Source organism: Pseudoalteromonas sp. TAE79 (genome assembly GCF_000498015.1).
Classification (GTDB): domain Bacteria; phylum Pseudomonadota; class Gammaproteobacteria; order Enterobacterales; family Alteromonadaceae; genus Pseudoalteromonas.
The window spans coordinates 1-16066 of the sequence record NZ_AUTL01000183.1 but is presented as its reverse complement, the minus strand read 5'-3'; the positions used below and the strand labels follow the sequence as shown (position 1 = coordinate 16066).

General features: G+C 36.8%; 10 protein-coding genes and 2 pseudogenes. 5 read left to right on the top strand and 7 right to left on the bottom strand.

Annotated elements, in window-relative coordinates:
* Positions 1-57: 57 nt before the first annotated feature.
* Positions 58-933, bottom strand: a complete 876-nt coding sequence (locus tag L655_RS0113895; RefSeq protein ID WP_024605351.1) for a DNA replication terminus site-binding protein — start codon at positions 931-933, stop codon at positions 58-60.
* Between the two features lie 855 nt (positions 934-1788).
* Here L655_RS0113895 and L655_RS0113890 point away from each other — a divergent pair.
* Positions 1789-3138, top strand: coding sequence for a 3-deoxy-7-phosphoheptulonate synthase class II (locus L655_RS0113890; protein WP_024605350.1), 1350 nt, complete (start codon positions 1789-1791; stop codon positions 3136-3138).
* 63 nt (positions 3139-3201) lie between these two features.
* On the opposite strand, the gene L655_RS0113885 is transcribed toward L655_RS0113890, so the two are convergent.
* Positions 3202-4011 (bottom strand): pyruvate, water dikinase regulatory protein, encoded by an 810-nt coding sequence (locus tag L655_RS0113885; RefSeq protein WP_024605349.1) that lies wholly within the window; start codon positions 4009-4011, stop codon positions 3202-3204.
* Between the two features lie 157 nt (positions 4012-4168).
* On the opposite strand from L655_RS0113885, the gene ppsA reads away from it, so the two are divergent.
* Complete coding sequence (ppsA, locus tag L655_RS0113880; protein WP_007378803.1) at positions 4169-6544, top strand: phosphoenolpyruvate synthase; 2376 nt, start codon at positions 4169-4171, stop codon at positions 6542-6544.
* Between the two features lie 71 nt (positions 6545-6615).
* On the opposite strand, the pseudogene L655_RS1000000128040 reads toward ppsA, so the two are convergent.
* Positions 6616-6824, bottom strand: a pseudogene (locus L655_RS1000000128040) (PGPGW domain-containing protein).
* A gap of 145 nt (positions 6825-6969) precedes the next feature.
* On the opposite strand from L655_RS1000000128040, the gene L655_RS0113870 reads away from it, so the two are divergent.
* On the top strand, positions 6970-10017 hold the full coding sequence (locus tag L655_RS0113870; RefSeq protein WP_024605348.1) for an FAD-binding and (Fe-S)-binding domain-containing protein: 3048 nt from the start codon (positions 6970-6972) through the stop codon (positions 10015-10017).
* A 139-nt stretch (positions 10018-10156) separates the two neighbouring features.
* Here L655_RS0113870 and L655_RS0113865 read toward each other — a convergent pair whose 3' ends face one another.
* Positions 10157-11356, bottom strand: a complete 1200-nt coding sequence (locus L655_RS0113865; RefSeq protein ID WP_024605347.1) for a cation:proton antiporter — start codon at positions 11354-11356, stop codon at positions 10157-10159.
* Positions 11356-12567, bottom strand: coding sequence for a tyrosine-type recombinase/integrase (locus tag L655_RS0113860; protein ID WP_024605346.1), 1212 nt, complete (start codon positions 12565-12567; stop codon positions 11356-11358). The genes L655_RS0113865 and L655_RS0113860 overlap by 1 nt, the downstream gene beginning before the upstream one ends.
* Before the next feature lie 149 nt (positions 12568-12716).
* Between L655_RS0113860 and L655_RS0113855 the strand changes: the two genes are divergently transcribed.
* Positions 12717-13280: a YSC84-related protein gene (locus tag L655_RS0113855; RefSeq protein WP_024605345.1), complete on the top strand. Its 564-nt coding sequence runs from the start codon at positions 12717-12719 to the stop codon at positions 13278-13280.
* Between the two features lie 385 nt (positions 13281-13665).
* Here L655_RS0113855 and L655_RS0113850 read toward each other — a convergent pair whose 3' ends face one another.
* Entirely contained in the window at positions 13666-14004 is a 339-nt protein-coding gene (locus L655_RS0113850) for a hypothetical protein (RefSeq protein ID WP_139016274.1), read from the bottom strand.
* Between the two features lie 209 nt (positions 14005-14213).
* Positions 14214-14564: pseudogene (locus L655_RS1000000126680) on the bottom strand (patatin-like phospholipase family protein); the annotation flags it as partial.
* A gap of 167 nt (positions 14565-14731) precedes the next feature.
* Between L655_RS1000000126680 and L655_RS0113840 the strand changes: the two are divergent.
* On the top strand, positions 14732-16057 hold the full coding sequence (locus L655_RS0113840) for an IS4 family transposase (protein WP_024604027.1): 1326 nt from the start codon (positions 14732-14734) through the stop codon (positions 16055-16057).
* The last annotated feature ends 9 nt before the right edge of the window (positions 16058-16066 follow it).

The window sequence follows — 16066 nt, the reverse complement described above, 5'->3', positions numbered from 1 at the left end:
AAATACTGTACATATTTACTAAAAAGGCCACATATTGTGGCCTTTTTAACATAATAGCTATCGGTCAACTTGTTCTAAATATAGCCTATCTACTAAAAAATCATACTCACGTTTTCGAGGATGAGCTTCGGGTTTTTTATAATCAGGTAAGATACCTAGTTTAACGTCTGGTTCTGGATTAATCAGAATAAATGGTAATGCGGCGCTCACATGATAGCGGTTTTGTGCTGTGTATCTCACATTAACTTGAGGGCTTACGCGAGTAGGGCGACGAATTCTTAATTTTTCCTTTTCACCTAAACTAGCAACCCGTAATTGTTCTTGAGCTACAAGTGATTGCCATTTTTGCTGATCTATCATTCTTGGATTTCGATAACTGGCCGATTTGTCGAGCATTTCGAGGGCCATTTTTTTAGTCAACGTTTTAGTTGCGTGCTTGTGCATCCAAGTAAACCTAACAGAAAATGGTGATTCACTCTCACTGTGAATCTTACGATAGGCAGCAAGTGTTATTAAATTTGGTATTGCATTATGAACAGCCTCAAATCGGGCATCGTTATTATCAATTGCCAATATACACTCTTTGAAACTAGCTTTAGCTTTGTTAACCTGTGCTATACGATTATTTAAAGCTTGTTTATCTGCATTTTTAATAACAAGTAAACCAGGGTGCCTTTTTAACACGCGACTACTTAAGCCCGATTTTTTATAAATGTCAGAAAAGGAGTTTAAAATTGCCTTTTGAGCCGGCGCTCCAGTTATTTTAGAGACAAGTATGGACTCAGGAACCTTATTTTCATCTAAATTACTTACATCAGGTAACTGATAGTACTCTGCTTTGGAAAACTCACATTCGTTTAATTCCTCAATTAACCTTAAAGTTAATTCGTTCATTAAATCAAACTGACTCCTAATTTGCACTTTAGTAACCACGACACACCTTAAAGAACACATCTTACTAATTTCATATTATTGCACGGACTTTGCATTGAGTAAATTCTTAATAAAATAATACCCGCTGTTCAGATAACACTATAATAAATATAAGTATGATGTGTCCTTTTGTGAGGTGAATAGTTCTGCTTGGTGCGGTTGTATTCTAAATAATAGTGTTGGTTTTGGTTGTTTCTCTAATTAGTGATTAATATTATAACGTGTTTAATTATGGGTCTATCATCCAAAACCTTAGAATGTCATACATGCTTTTTACATGAGAGCCATTTAAGGCATCACTGGCAGTTAAGTTTTTAATTATCACAACTTGCTAAATAACGCTGACGGCAGGGTGAGAAGATGAGGGGCGAATCAGCAGATAAACCTTGTGTCAGTTGTAAGTATATTCTGGCATGAGAATAATCAACAGCGTTATTCTACTAGGCATAAAGTACATATAAATGAGCAACACAAAATGCCCTATCATATATTTAGGCCTGCACATAGCCCCTGTTAGTTAATAATTAATTTAGCGCGTAAAGTTAAGATTACGTTTGATGTAATTTAAGTATGATGTGTTCTTAAGTAAAATACATATAATATTCCCTTGTGCTTTATTTATTCTCAATGTGTTAAAATTGAAACTAATTAACTCTAATTGTATGTTTTTAATCACTTTAGTTTATTTAAAATAAAACTAAAGTGATTGTTATATAACCGCCTAAGTTAAGTAAAATTACTTTTATACTTAACTCATAACTAAATAATTGGAAAATAGTGAATTTAGTCCTTGAACATAGGGGTCTGCATACGTTAATTTCTTCTTATCAGGTAATGTAGGAATGAGGAAAAATTATGTCATCGTGGAACCCAAATAGCTGGAGAGAGCTGCCAATACTGCAGCAGCCACAGTACCCAGATCAAGAAATACTTAAATCAGTAGAAGGCCAATTAAAAACGGCTCCGCCTCTAGTTTTTGCAGAAGAAACAAGAAGCCTATTTAAACAACTTGAAGACGTGTGCGAAGGTCGTGCATTTTTACTTCAAGGTGGTGACTGTGCCGAGTCGTTTAGCGATTTTAATGCCGCTAATATTCGCGATACATTCAAAACAATTTTACAAATGGCTGTTGTATTAACTTATGGCGGTAAATGCCCAGTAGTTAAAATAGCGCGTATGGCTGGTCAATACGCTAAACCTCGTTCAGCAGACTTAGAAACAATTAATGGCGTGTCTTTACCATCTTACCGTGGCGACATTATTAATAATATTGAGTTTACAGAAGAAGCGCGCATTCCAGACCCACAACGTTTAATGACTGCATACCATCATAGTGCTGCTACGTTAAACTTATTACGTGCATTTGCACAAGGTGGCCTAGCCGATCTTCACCAGGTTAACCGCTGGAACATGGGCTTTGTTGCTGCAAATCCACTTAAAGAAAAATACCAACAACTTGCAGATAAAATTCAAGACGCACTAGAGTTTATGGAAGTGTGCGGAATTAACTCTACAATTGCGCCAAGCTTAAAAGAAACCGATTTATACACTTCTCACGAAGCTTTACTACTTGGTTACGAAGAGGCACTAACACGTCGCGACCATTTATCGGGTGACTGGTACGATTGTTCTGCTCACTTTGTTTGGATTGGTGAACGTACACGCCAACTAGACCATGCACATATTGAATTCTTTAAAGGCATTAAAAACCCAATTGGTGTTAAAGTTGGCCCAGGTATGGACCCAGATGACCTAATTCGTTTAATTGACGCATTAAACCCAGATAATGTTCCTGGTCGTTTAACGCTAATTACGCGTATGGGTGCAGACGTACTGCCAGAAAAACTCCCAGCACTAGTAAGAAGAGTTCAACAAGAAGGCCGTAAAGTAATTTGGAGCTCAGATCCAATGCACGGTAATACTGAAAAAGCGACTTCAGGTTACAAAACGCGTAACTTCGATAATATCATGCGCGAGATCAGTCAGTTCTTCGCTGTACACAAAGCTGAAGGTTCATACGCAGGTGGTGTTCACCTAGAAATGACAGGTCAGCACGTAACAGAATGTACAGGCGGTGCTTACGGTTTATCTGACGATGACTTAGCACAGCGTTACAAAACGCAGTGTGATCCACGCCTTAACGCCGACCAAGTATTAGAGTTAGGCTTTTTAGTCGCTGATTTACTAAAAGACGCACGTAAATAATATTTATTGATACAAAAAAACCGCTTAGTTGCGGTTTTTTTTATTTCATATTTGATGACTAAGTTAGTACTTACGTCGCTCCAAGTCTGTCTCTATCAGTATTTTTGCAGAAATTTCTTCAACAGAATGATGCGTAGAATTAAAGTAAGCTATTTTGTGACGCTTATACAACATTTCTACTTCGCGCACCTCAATACGACACTGTTTAATTGAAGCATACTTAGAGTTAGCCATACGTCGATGCCTTATAGCCGCAAGCCTCTCAGGGTCAATCGTGAGCCCAAATAACTTATGTTTATAAGGGACTAAACATTTAGGCAAACCTTCATTATCTAAATCTTCTTCTGTAATAGGGTAGTTAGCCGCTTTAATGCCGTACTGCAGTGCTAAGTATAAGCTTGTCGGGGTTTTACCACTTCTGCTAACGCCAATTAAAATGATGTCTGCCTCGGAAAAGTTTTTAATATTTCCGCCATCATCATTCATAAGCGCATAGTTAACCGCATCAATTCTAAAATCATAACTTTTTTCATGGATAGAATGCGTACGATGCATTTTTGGAACAGGGGCTACATTGAGTTCTTTTTCTATTTTTTCGCTATACGTAGTTAAAAAATCATACGTAACTGCATCAGCCGATTTTATAATTTCACTTAAATTGTGATTCACAAAAGTAAAAAACACGAAAGGCTTTTCACCTGTTTTTGCAGTGGTTGCATTAATTAAAGCTTTAATTTCGTGCGCTTTTTCTTCAGTTTCTACAAATGGAATTGTTTTATGATTAAAATCGATAGGAAACAACGACAAAGTCGCATGCCCAAATACCTCTGAAGTAATTGCTGTTCCATCTGATATATAAAAAGCAGTTCTCATAATTAACCTTTTTATTGCGTTTAAATCCCTAAAATGGGTTTCCCACGGTTTACGTGAGGACTGTTGCCAGTGTAGAATGATGACGACCTTTATAAAAGGTTTTCTTTCTTAACTCTCACAGTTAGACCTACAATTTGTTTTTTTTGGAGAAAGATCCGTGCAAGAATACGTTCTCTGGTATCAAGAGCTTGGTATGCAAGATGTTCCTCGAGTTGGCGGTAAAAACGCGTCACTTGGCGAAATGATTTCAAACCTCGCAAACGCAGGTGTACAAGTACCGGGTGGTTTTGCAACTACCGCAGATGCTTTTAATGAGTTTCTAGATCAATCAGGACTCACCGCCAAAATTCATGACATCCTAGATACACTGGATGTTGATGATGTAAATACACTCGCTAAAGTCGGTGCCGATATCCGCCAATGGATAATCGACACACCATTCCAACCAAACCTAGATCAAGCCATTCGCGACGCATATAGCCAACTCCATGGCGATACTGCAGCAGATGTTTCATTTGCAGTACGTTCATCAGCTACCGCTGAAGATATGCCAGATGCATCATTCGCAGGCCAACAAGAAACTTTCCTTAACGTTGTCGGTATCGATTCAGTCATGGTCGCTATTAAACACGTATTTGCTTCATTATTTAATGACCGCGCAATCTCATATCGTGTTCACCAAGGTTACGATCACCGTGGTGTAGCGTTATCAGCAGGTATACAGCGCATGGTACGTTCAGATAAATCAGCATCTGGCGTAATGTTTAGTATTGATACAGAGTCTGGTTTTGAAGACGTTGTATTTATTACATCAAGCTACGGCTTAGGTGAAATGGTTGTACAGGGCGCGGTTAACCCTGATGAATTTTATGTTCATAAACCAACACTCCTTAAAAATAAACCTTCAGTAGTACGTCGTAATATTGGCTCTAAAGCCATACAAATGATTTACTCAGAAGACAAAGCACATGGTAAGCAAGTAGACATCGTTGATGTTGACCCTGAGCTTTCTAATAAATTTTCGATTACAGATGAAGAAGTGCAAGATCTTGCCAAACAAGCTGTAATCATTGAAAAACATTACGGTCGTCCTATGGACATCGAATGGGCAAAAGATGGAAACGACGGCAAACTATATATAGTTCAAGCACGTCCAGAAACTGTCCGCTCAAACGAAGACTCAAACGTAATGGAACGTTTTCAATTAAATGGCACAAGTAATGTACTTGTTGAAGGCCGTGCAATTGGTCACAAAATTGGTAGCGGTGTTGTACGTGTTCTTGATTCAATTAAAGAAATGGACCAGGTACAAGTAGGCGACATTTTAGTAACCGATATGACCGACCCTGACTGGGAACCAATCATGAAACGTGCAGCAGCGATTGTTACAAATCGTGGTGGCCGTACCTGTCACGCGGCAATCATTGCACGCGAACTTGGTATTCCGGCAGTTGTTGGTTGTGGTAATGCAACTGATTTAATTAAAGCGGGACAAGAAGTAACAGTATCGTGCGCCGAAGGCGATACCGGCTTTATTTACGAAGGTATTTTAGATTTTGAAATACTAACGTCACGCGTTGATAAAATGCCAGAACTACCAATGAAAGTAATGATGAACGTGGGTAACCCCGATCGCGCCTTTGACTTTGCACGCTTACCGCATGCAGGTGTTGGCCTTGCGCGAGTTGAATTTATTATCAACCGTATGATTGGCGTTCACCCTAAAGCGTTATTAAATTTTGATGCGCAAACAGATGCATTAAAAGCAGAAATTACTGACATGATTGCCGGTTACGAATCACCAGTAGAGTTTTACATAACAAAACTGGTTGAAGGTATTTCAACGCTTGGTTGTGCTTTTGCACCGGAGCGTGTAATTGTGCGTATGTCTGATTTTAAATCAAACGAATACGCAAACCTAGTTGGTGGCCAGCAATACGAGCCAGAAGAAGAAAACCCAATGATTGGTTTTCGTGGCGCCGCACGTTATATCTCTGAAGATTTCCGCGATTGTTTTGCATTAGAATGTGAAGCTATAAAACGCGTAAGAAACGACATGGATATGGCAAACATAGAAATCATGATCCCATTCGTACGTACCCTTGAAGAAGGTAAACGCGTAATTGAACTACTAGAAGAGCATGGCCTTAAACGTGGTGAAAATGGTCTTAAAGTAATCATGATGTGTGAGCTGCCTTCAAATGCATTACTTGCTGATGAATTTTTAGAAATGTTTGATGGTTTTTCTATCGGCTCTAACGATTTAACACAGTTAACGCTTGGTCTTGACCGTGATTCTGGTTTAATCGCACATTTATTTGATGAGCGTAACCCAGCAATTAAAAAACTACTTTCTATGGCAATTAAAACAGCTAAAGAAAAAGGCAAGTACGTAGGTATTTGTGGTCAAGGTCCTTCAGATCACGAAGACTTTGCAGCATGGTTAGTAGAGCAGGGCATTGACTCTGTTTCATTAAACCCAGATACAGTAATAGAAACATGGTTATACCTAGCTAAAAAATTAGCAAAGTAATAAATAGGTAAGCTATAAAAAATGCCAGCAATGTATTGCTGGCATTTTTTTATAACCAATTAAAAGTTAAATTAACGGGCTAATTTTTTATCTAAATAAGCACATGATTTAGTTAACGCCTTTTGACAAAGTGATAAGTAATGTCGCGCTTTAGGGTAGTAAAACGAAAAACACATAAACCCGCCATAAAAAATATAATCGATGGGCCAGGGACGATCGCAAAAAATAATCCTAGCAAAATAAATAGCACGCCACTGATCTGTAATAGTAATTTTTTCATATAACACACCTCATTACTCGTTAACTTGAGTATAATTTAAGCTGCATTAAAATCGACTAAAAGAGTGTTACAAACTGTAAAATCTTCAATTTCTATTCGCCATCACCATGATATAATTAGTCAAATGCCCTAAAATATCGCCGTCATGATAGCAACAATTACACAGCAAGATGCCGCGACAGTACTTGTCGCAAATTACCTAAATACCATTGCAAGCCAAGGTTTTAGTGGAGATACCGATGCCAGTTATGCAACGCGTATTACTGCTTCAACCGATAACAGTGTGTATCAGGAAATACCCCAAGGTGTTATTTTTCCAAAAAATGAAAAAGATATTCAACTCGCACTGCAAACTGCATCTCGCGACCCATTTTTATCATTAACTTTTGGCCCTCGTGGTGGCGGAACAGGTACTAACGGTCAATCGTTAACACCAGGTATTGTTGTAGATTTGTCTCGCTATATGCGCGAAATCCTCGAAATAAATGTAGAAGAAGGCTGGGTACGCGTTCAAACTGGCGTAATAAAAGATCAACTTAATGACTTTTTAAAACCTTATGGTTTTTTCTTCTCACCCGATTTATCTACTAGTAACAGGGCAACTATTGGTGGCATGATAAGTACTGACGCATCTGGGCAAGGTTCGTTAGTTTACGGAAAAACAAGCGATCATGTTTTAGGGCTTACAACTTATTTAGTCGATGGTACACCTATGTGTACCTCACCAATAAACATCGACAAAGCAAAAATTATAGCCGAGCAAGACTCTTTAATTGGTAGTTTATATAAAACAGTTTTAGATATTTCAGTTAATGAACGCGCAGCTATTTTAGCTAAGTTTCCACGATTAAATAGGTTTTTAACCGGTTACGACCTAGAGCATGTGCTAAGTGATGACTTACTTACTTTTGACATGAGCCGACTAATCACCGGGTCAGAAGGCTCATTAGGTATAGTAACTGAAGCTAAATTAAACCTAACACCGATTGCCGAATTTAAAACCCTTATAAATATCAAGTACGATAGTTTTGACTCAGCACTTCGTCATTCACCGTTTTTAGTTGATGCACGCGCAACATCGGTAGAAACCGTAGATAGCAAAGTTTTAAACTTAGCGCGTGAAGACATCATTTGGAATTTAGTATCGGACTTAATAACTGACGTACCAAATAAAGATATGCAAGGCCTTAACATGGTCGAGTTTAATGCAGTATCAAACGATGATATAAAAGACAAAGTAGACACACTTTGTAAGCTTCTAGATGAATGCGTAGCAAATCAAACTAATGGCGTTATTGGATATCAGTTAACCAGTGATAAAAGCGATATACTAAAAATTTACGCAATGCGTAAAAAATCAGTAGGTTTATTAGGTAATGTAAAAGGCAGTCAAAAACCACTCGCCTTTGCAGAAGACACTGCAGTACCCCCTGAAAATTTAGCAGATTATATTGTCGAATTTAGAGCATTACTCGACAGCCATAATTTACAATATGGTATGTTTGGCCATGTTGATGCTGGGGTTTTACACGTACGCCCAGCACTTGATATGTGCGACCCAGAACAAGAAAAACTACTTAGAACTATTTCAGATCAAGTAGTAAAACTAACCGCTAAGTACGGTGGTTTAATGTGGGGCGAACACGGTAAAGGTTACCGAAGTGAATACAGCCCTGAATTTTTTGGTGAGCATTTATATACGCAACTTCGTAAAATAAAAACAGCTTTCGATCCTAACAACCGCATTAACCCCGGTAAAATATGTACTCCTATCGATAGTGAAAACTCACTAGTTAGTGTTGATGGACAAAAGAGATCGCACTTCGATAAGCAAATATCAATAGAAGTTAAAACCAGTTTTAACAATGCAATGACCTGTAATGGTAATGGCATATGCTTTAATTACGATGAAAATTCACCTATGTGTCCATCGTATAAAGTAACCGGCGATCGTCGTAATTCACCAAAAGGTCGCGCAAGTTTAATGCGCGAATGGCTTCGTTTACAAGAGTCAAAAAATGTAGATTTACTCGAAGTAGAAAAGCAGCTTAACAAAGGTGAAGTAATCACCTGGTGGGAACGTTTCGTTCACAGCCGCGAAAAACGAAAAGGTATTTACGATTTTTCTCACGAAGTAAAAGCGTCAATGGATGAATGTTTAGCGTGTAAAGCATGTACAACTGCCTGCCCAATTAAAGTAGATGTTCCTACTTTTCGTTCGCGCTTTTTAAATTATTATCATAGTTATTATGCACGTCCGCTAAAAGATTACCTTGTTGGTAACATAGAAAATAGCGCGCCATTAATGGCAAAGTTCGCTAAAGTTATAAATCCAATTGTTAAAACATCATTAGTTAGTAATGTTATTAAAAAAACGGTTGGCTATGTTGATACACCACAGTTGAGTATTCCTGCACTTTCAAAGCGTGTTACTAAAACACAAAAATTTGATTTTGATTTATTAAATAAATTAAATGCAGAGCAACAAAGTGAGTATGTATTAATAGTACAAGACCCATTTACGAGCTTTTACGAAGCGGAATTAGTAGAAAGTTTTATTACTTTAATAACCCAACTTGGCAAAAAACCAATGCTATTACCTTTTAAACCAAATGGTAAACCGCAACACGTAAAAGGTTTTTTGCATGAATTTAAAGTTACAGCTAAAAATGCAGCTGAGTTTTTAAATAAATTAAATGATATTAATGCACCGTTAGTCGGTTTAGATGCTTCACTCGTTATGTGCTACCGCGATGAATATAATACAATTTTAGAAAATAACCGTGGTGAATTTAATGTGCAACTTGCCCATGAATGGTTAGAAACACAATCGTTTAAATCACTAAACGCAAAGCAAAATACTGATACCGAATTTACATTACTGAGTCACTGTACTGAAACAACTGCACTGCCAAAAGCAGCAAATGTTTGGCAAACAATTTTCAGTGATATTGGTTTAACATTAAAAACAACAAATACAGGTTGCTGTGGAATGGCGGGGACTTATGGCCACGAAGCACAAAATCAAGATAACTCACGTGCACTTTACGAAATGAGTTGGAAACCAATTGTAGATAAAAATAAACCAGAGCAACTTTTATCTACGGGCTTTTCTTGTCGTAGCCAAGTTAAACGTTTTGAGAAATTTAAACCCAAACACCCAATTGAATTACTCGCACAGGTACTTAGATAATAAAAGTTAAAAAAAGGCGTAACTTAAAAATAAGTTACGCTTTTTTTATTAATACCCATTCGCTTAATTAAATGATCGTTTTTGAGGCTGGAAAAACGCCTTGATACCACGTCAATAAATTCACTAATTTTTATAAAAGCTATTTAGATTTTTTAGCGAAACTGTCTGCAATTGGCTTTGTACTTATACCGTGAATAAATACACTAAACAAAATAGTCGTCATTGCTATTGTCGCTATTTGATATTTGTTTTCTATTTGCGTATCAATCACCATCAATGTAAAAACAATTGATGCTAATCCTCTTGGTCCAAACCACGCAAATGTAAAACGCTCTTTAATATTCAATGCCGTAAACTGCAGTGACAACATAACAGGAATTATTCTAATTAATGTTGTACTTAATAAAGCGTAAATTATAATTTCAGTATTTAATTTCGGGATAACTAAGTAAGCACAAACAAACCCAAACAAACACCAAATCATTAGCGATGTAAAATCTGCGATGTGCTCTGAGTCTTCAATTAATTCTGTTCTAACTTCTTCAGTCGAAAATTTGTCAAATAGTAAACCTGCAATAAACACCGCAATAAATCCACTGCCATGAAAATACTGAGTGACAGAAAACACAGCCATAGCAAAACCAAGTAATAAAAATGGACTGGTATTTTGTGCAAAGTAATGACGTTTCATTGCAAAGTTTAAACTCGGTATAAAAACAGCGATACTTGTAATAGCTATTAATAGAGCCAGGCCAAGCTCTCGGCCAAACACACTTAATGTTTGTGTTGCAGTAATAGCTGAGTCAGGATTTTTAGCGAGTAATATAAATATTAAAAATATGGGCACACATAATCCATCGTTCAAACCACTTTCAGTATTTATTCCTTCGCGTATTTTTTCAGGCACTTGTGTACTTGCTAGTAACCCTTTACTTAATGCCGCATCAGTAGGTGTTAAAATAATAGCGAGCAACGCCGCTTGAATAAGTGAAAGCTCAGCAAAGAAAAATAAAGCAACAGCAATACCGAGTAATAAAGTTAAGGGTAGGGCAACAAACAACAGTAAACTAGGATACTGAAAACTATGCCTTAATACACTTAACTTTGATTTAGCTGCATCAGAAAATAAAAATATACTTAGCGTAAGCTCTATAAATGGTAATAAAAGATCAACGCCTTCTTTTATTTTATCCCCTTCGTTGGGTAGCATTAAAGCTAAACATATTCCCCCAACAACAAAAAACATTGGGCCTGTTACTTCTGTTTTTTCTAACTGGCGAAGTGTTAAAGAATAAATTAAAAATAGTCCGCCTATAAATGATATTACTAAATACTCCATTAAATTTTCCTTTTAAGTCCTGATTTTGCTCGCTCTTTAATATTTGTTTGAATATAAATTTGATCGGTAGTCGCAATTTTAGAATGGCCTAAATCTTCTGATAAATGTTTGAGCGGTCTGGTTTGCGCATCATGTGTAGCACCAGTATGACGAAGCCAATGTGCAGTTGCAGCGCCAAGTTGTTCAGCGTCATCTTTAAAACCATCATTAAGTAATGATTGCTGAGCATAATCAAAACTTTGTTGAACTAAACGCCTAATTTGCCTTACGGTCATACCACCTTGACCGCGAATTTTATGAACTAACGGCTCAGATTCATCAACCCGAGGAAGGGCAGGTAGACCTCGATATAATCTGTATCGTTTTAAATATTCAACAAAATCATCACTCAAGGTTACATCTCGTAATTTATTACCTTTACCCATTATACGTAAAAACCAAAATCCATCATTATCTTGCCAAAAATGAGACATCACCGGCGACCATTGTGGGCGCTCAGATAATTCTGAAATTCGTAAATAAAGACCTTTTAAGCAGGCAAGCGTAAACAAATTTCGCTCTAAATCAGGGTTATGTTCGCATAAATCACGCGTTACACCAAAAACGTATTCCCATTGAATATCACTTAATGTATCAGGAATTTGAATTTGTGATTGAACAACTAAATACGGGCTATTTTTTTTAACAACAGGGACAAAGTTCGCGAATGTTTTTTCTTCGAGTAGGGCAAACTTATAAAATACATTTAAGGCAGTAAACATGGCCGATAAAGTTTGTTGGCTGGCAGTCGATTCTTTTAGCATAAAAGGGCGCCAATTTTGATTTAATCTACGAATTCCTTGCTCATCTTTATAACGCCATTGCACTGAAGTTGCAGCCCATTCTTTATCAGGTTCAACCATAAAATCAACGTAAGCTTCAATATCTTCACGTTTTAAATCGAATACTGATTTTTCTGCTATTAACCACGACCATAAATAAAAGCGTTCAAGTTCATTTCGAAAACGGCTATAAGTCGCTTCTGATTTTCTGCCATAAACATATAAAAACTGATATAAGAATGTCAGATCGGCTTTTGATTCAGTTACAGTCAAGCCAACTTCCTGTATAAAGGATGCAAGTTCTGGGTATTCTGAATTTAGAGTACCGTCATCTAGATGGGCAATTTGATATCTTAATTGTTTTAACGTATCAACCAAAGCAACAAGCATAATGTATAAATATTCAATTAAATAATAGGTTTACAGAATAACGTTAAAGTCCGATACTGTCTAGTATTGGACATAGTAAAGCTCTAATTATTTTAATACCGTGATTATTCTATGGTTGTTGGTTGCTATATCTTATTAAGGAAAACATTATGAAAAAACTAATTATACTAAGCGTACTTGCTTTAACTGTTGCGTTAACTGGGTGTGCTACTACAGGTAGTGCATCACCAAGCGAAAAACGTTCACTTGTACAAAGTATGAAAACAAATACATTAGATAAACTATACGCTGAAAAACCTGATGTTAAAAAACAAATTGCTAATTCGGCTGGTTACGCTGTTTTTGATAACGCGAACGTAAATGTTGTTTTAGCCAGTTTTGGTGGCGGTTACGGCGTAGTTAAAAATAACCTTACTGGTAAATCGACTTACATGAATATGGGTGAAGCCGGTTTAGGGCTTGGTTTAGGTGTAAAAGATTTTAACGTTGTAATGGTTTTTCATAACCAAGCTGCACTAAATAGATTTATTGAACATGGTTGGGCATTTGGCGGAAACGCTGATGCAGCAGCAAAATATGAAGATAAAGGCGGTGCACTGGTTGCCGAAGCAATTGCAGATCAAGTTACTGTATATTCTGTAACCGAAAATGGCCTTGCACTACAAGCTGTATTAAAAGGTACCAAGTTTTGGGTTGATTCAGAGCTTAATTAACCTCCAAATTACTCTCCTAAAAGCGAGCTGGTTTGTATAATCACGCTCGCTTTATTAAAACCCATACAATTTAACATAACGTAATTTATGGGCAATAGCTACCTTTGGGTAAAGGTAAAACCCTCTGATGTTCATGTTCAGTTAGTACAACGCTAGAAATGGTCTGCTAGAAAATCCAATCTATGTAAAAAACTCTTAAGTAAAAACCATAAAACCCAAGATTTATATTTACTTGATTTACAGGATCAATTACTTCTTATTATTGGTGAAATATCTGAAAGGACAGAAAGTTAAGCCTTTGTAGGTGAAGCCCTACATCATGATAGATATAAGAAAAAATCTGATATGCCTTTAAAAATACAACCTAGAATACTAAATGTTTTTTTTATAATATTCTCAAGCCCAAAATAGCTTCAAGAACAGTGATTATTGTTAAAATTAAAATCTGTATATTAGTATTTGTTTGTAATAATTCAAGTCTTCCTTGGACAAAATCATTCATTGCCCACTTATTAGGAACGTCATATTTCTCATCATTTTTATGATTTACATCATATTGATATGTATAAATGGTTACTTCTTTATCCTTTGCTTCAAACTCAGCTTCTATCCATATTGGACCAGAGATAGCCATTGTAACTACGTAAAAATAGATCTCTGTACTTTCATTAGGATTTAGCTGTTTAATATTGGGCTTTTTATTTGAGCTTACAACCATGTTCATTGAACAAAGAGTAATTTTAAATTTGCTTAGAAGAGCTCCAGAGAACAACTCATCTCCTATGTTTCAAGTCCATGAATTGTTTTCACTTTTAATATTACCGTAACTTTATTATATGATTACCTTTTTATCTATAAATATATCTATTTATAGATTTATTATGCCTCTAACTATTATATTAACTTTACAATAGTTAGAGGCATAATAAATTACTAATATGGCTTTGAATCGAAACTTTCATTATTTAATTTTTCATCAAACGCCTCAGCCAACTTTTCAGTCTCACTAAAAACGGTATTCCAATATTTAATGCGTGTATCTGCATCAAGATCGGTAAAGTCGTTTCTGTCTGGGATTTTTCCGTAAGGTAAGCTTACTATAAATTCTTTTGATGGAGTGATCATTACCACATTATCGTAATTAAGTGGTGATACTTTACGTTTTAAATTTTTATCGAACCACCCTGCTTTTGGCTCACTATTAAAATGCGGATATAAAATAAGTCCTGGGTTATTAATTTTTAAGTCAAAGTGGTAATCGATAATTCCGCCGTCGCGATATATAAATTTTTTATACTTTTTTATTTATATTTTTGTATTGGTAATAGCCTTAGCTTTAAATAAAAAAGGGCTACACGCCTAATGCCGATCAGTTAAGGTTAATTGATCGGTTGACCGATCTAAATGATCGTGAATAATCCGTAATTAGTTTCGCTAATTACGGTTTTTTTATGGATATTCAAACAGCTCTTTCAACCACCTTCTCATCTGCTGATGAATTTACAACGCTTGATAACTTATCTGGCATCTTAGATCCCGAATTACTTAACCAAGCTTTTGAAAAATCGGGTGTCGCCACCGTTCGTAAACGTCGCCTACCACTCGATGCTGTCGTTTGGTCTGTGATTGGTATGAGTTTATTTCGTCATGAATCTGTTTGGGATATAGCCTCTAAAATGGACATCGCCTTACCAGGTAAAGGGAAACTAGTTGCCCCTAGTGCCATGGTTCAAGCGAGACAACGCTTAGGTGAAGATGCTGTCGAGCAGGTCTTCAAGATGATGGCGTCACGGCATTATAATCATGCCCACTTCGATACATTTTGTGGCTTAAATCTATTAGCAGTTGATGGCGTTGTTTTTCGTACACATGATACGCCAGAGAATAAAGACGTATTTGGGTGTGGCTCAACCCAGTATGGTGAAAATACCTATCCGCAAATTCGGATGGTATGCCACATGGAGCTAACGAGCCATCAACTCATTAATTGTACTTTTAACGGGCAACATCAAGGAGAAATGACACTCGCTGAAGAGCTCATTGAAGGTACACCGGATAACTCATTAACCTTATTTGATCGCGGTTATTATTCATTAGGGCTTTTGCATCGTTGGCACCAAGCAGGGACTGAAAGGCACTGGATGATACCTGTCAGAAAAGGCTTAACCGTTGATACCATAAAGAAAATGAGTAAAAATGACCAGTTAGTGCGTCTTAAAACATCGCCACAAGCGCGAAAAAAGTTTACTGACTTGCCAGAGTTTATAGAAGCTCGGCTGCTTACTTACACGCATAATAATAAGCAGTATCAGATTCTTACATCAATGCTTGATGTAATGCGTTACCCATCAAAAGAAATCGCTGATTTGTACATGCATCGCTGGGAAATAGAAATAGGATATCGAGAAATAAAACAAACAATGTTGCACTCAAACTATATCCTACGCTCAAAAAGGCCGGATATGATAAGGCAAGAATTGTGGGGGTTACTAATTGCCTACAATATTATAAGAATAGCCATGCGTGAGGCAGCAGAGTTACTGGAAGTATGGCCAAATCAACTGAGTTTTTCTCATTGTTCAAGACATATCAATGTATTTCTGTTAACTATCCCACTGACAAGTCCGGGAAATTTACCAAAACGCTATGAGCATTTATTAGAAACGCTGACGCTATTTCAGTTACCAACAAGGCATCATGAGCGCAGCTTTCCACGATGTGTGAAAAAGAAACCATCTAAATATCCCTATAAAAAAAAGCCAGTCAGTGTTAACTGACTGACATTA

What these genes read in the sequence shown, in the direction of transcription:
- L655_RS0113890 (WP_024605350.1), top strand. Translation starts at nt 1,789, where the DNA reads ATGTCATCGTGGAACCCAAATAGCTGGAGAGAGCTGCCAATACTGCAG.
- L655_RS0113885 (WP_024605349.1), bottom strand. Translation starts at nt 4,011, where the DNA reads ATGAGAACTGCTTTTTATATATCAGATGGAACAGCAATTACTTCAGAG.
- L655_RS0113870 (WP_024605348.1), top strand. Translation starts at nt 6,970, where the DNA reads ATGATAGCAACAATTACACAGCAAGATGCCGCGACAGTACTTGTCGCA.
- L655_RS0113865 (WP_024605347.1), bottom strand. Translation starts at nt 11,356, where the DNA reads ATGGAGTATTTAGTAATATCATTTATAGGCGGACTATTTTTAATTTAT.
- L655_RS0113860 (WP_024605346.1), bottom strand. Translation starts at nt 12,567, where the DNA reads ATGCTTGTTGCTTTGGTTGATACGTTAAAACAATTAAGATATCAAATT.
- L655_RS0113855 (WP_024605345.1), top strand. Translation starts at nt 12,717, where the DNA reads ATGAAAAAACTAATTATACTAAGCGTACTTGCTTTAACTGTTGCGTTA.
- L655_RS0113850 (WP_139016274.1), bottom strand. Translation starts at nt 14,004, where the DNA reads ATGAACATGGTTGTAAGCTCAAATAAAAAGCCCAATATTAAACAGCTA.
- L655_RS0113840 (WP_024604027.1), top strand. Translation starts at nt 14,732, where the DNA reads ATGGATATTCAAACAGCTCTTTCAACCACCTTCTCATCTGCTGATGAA.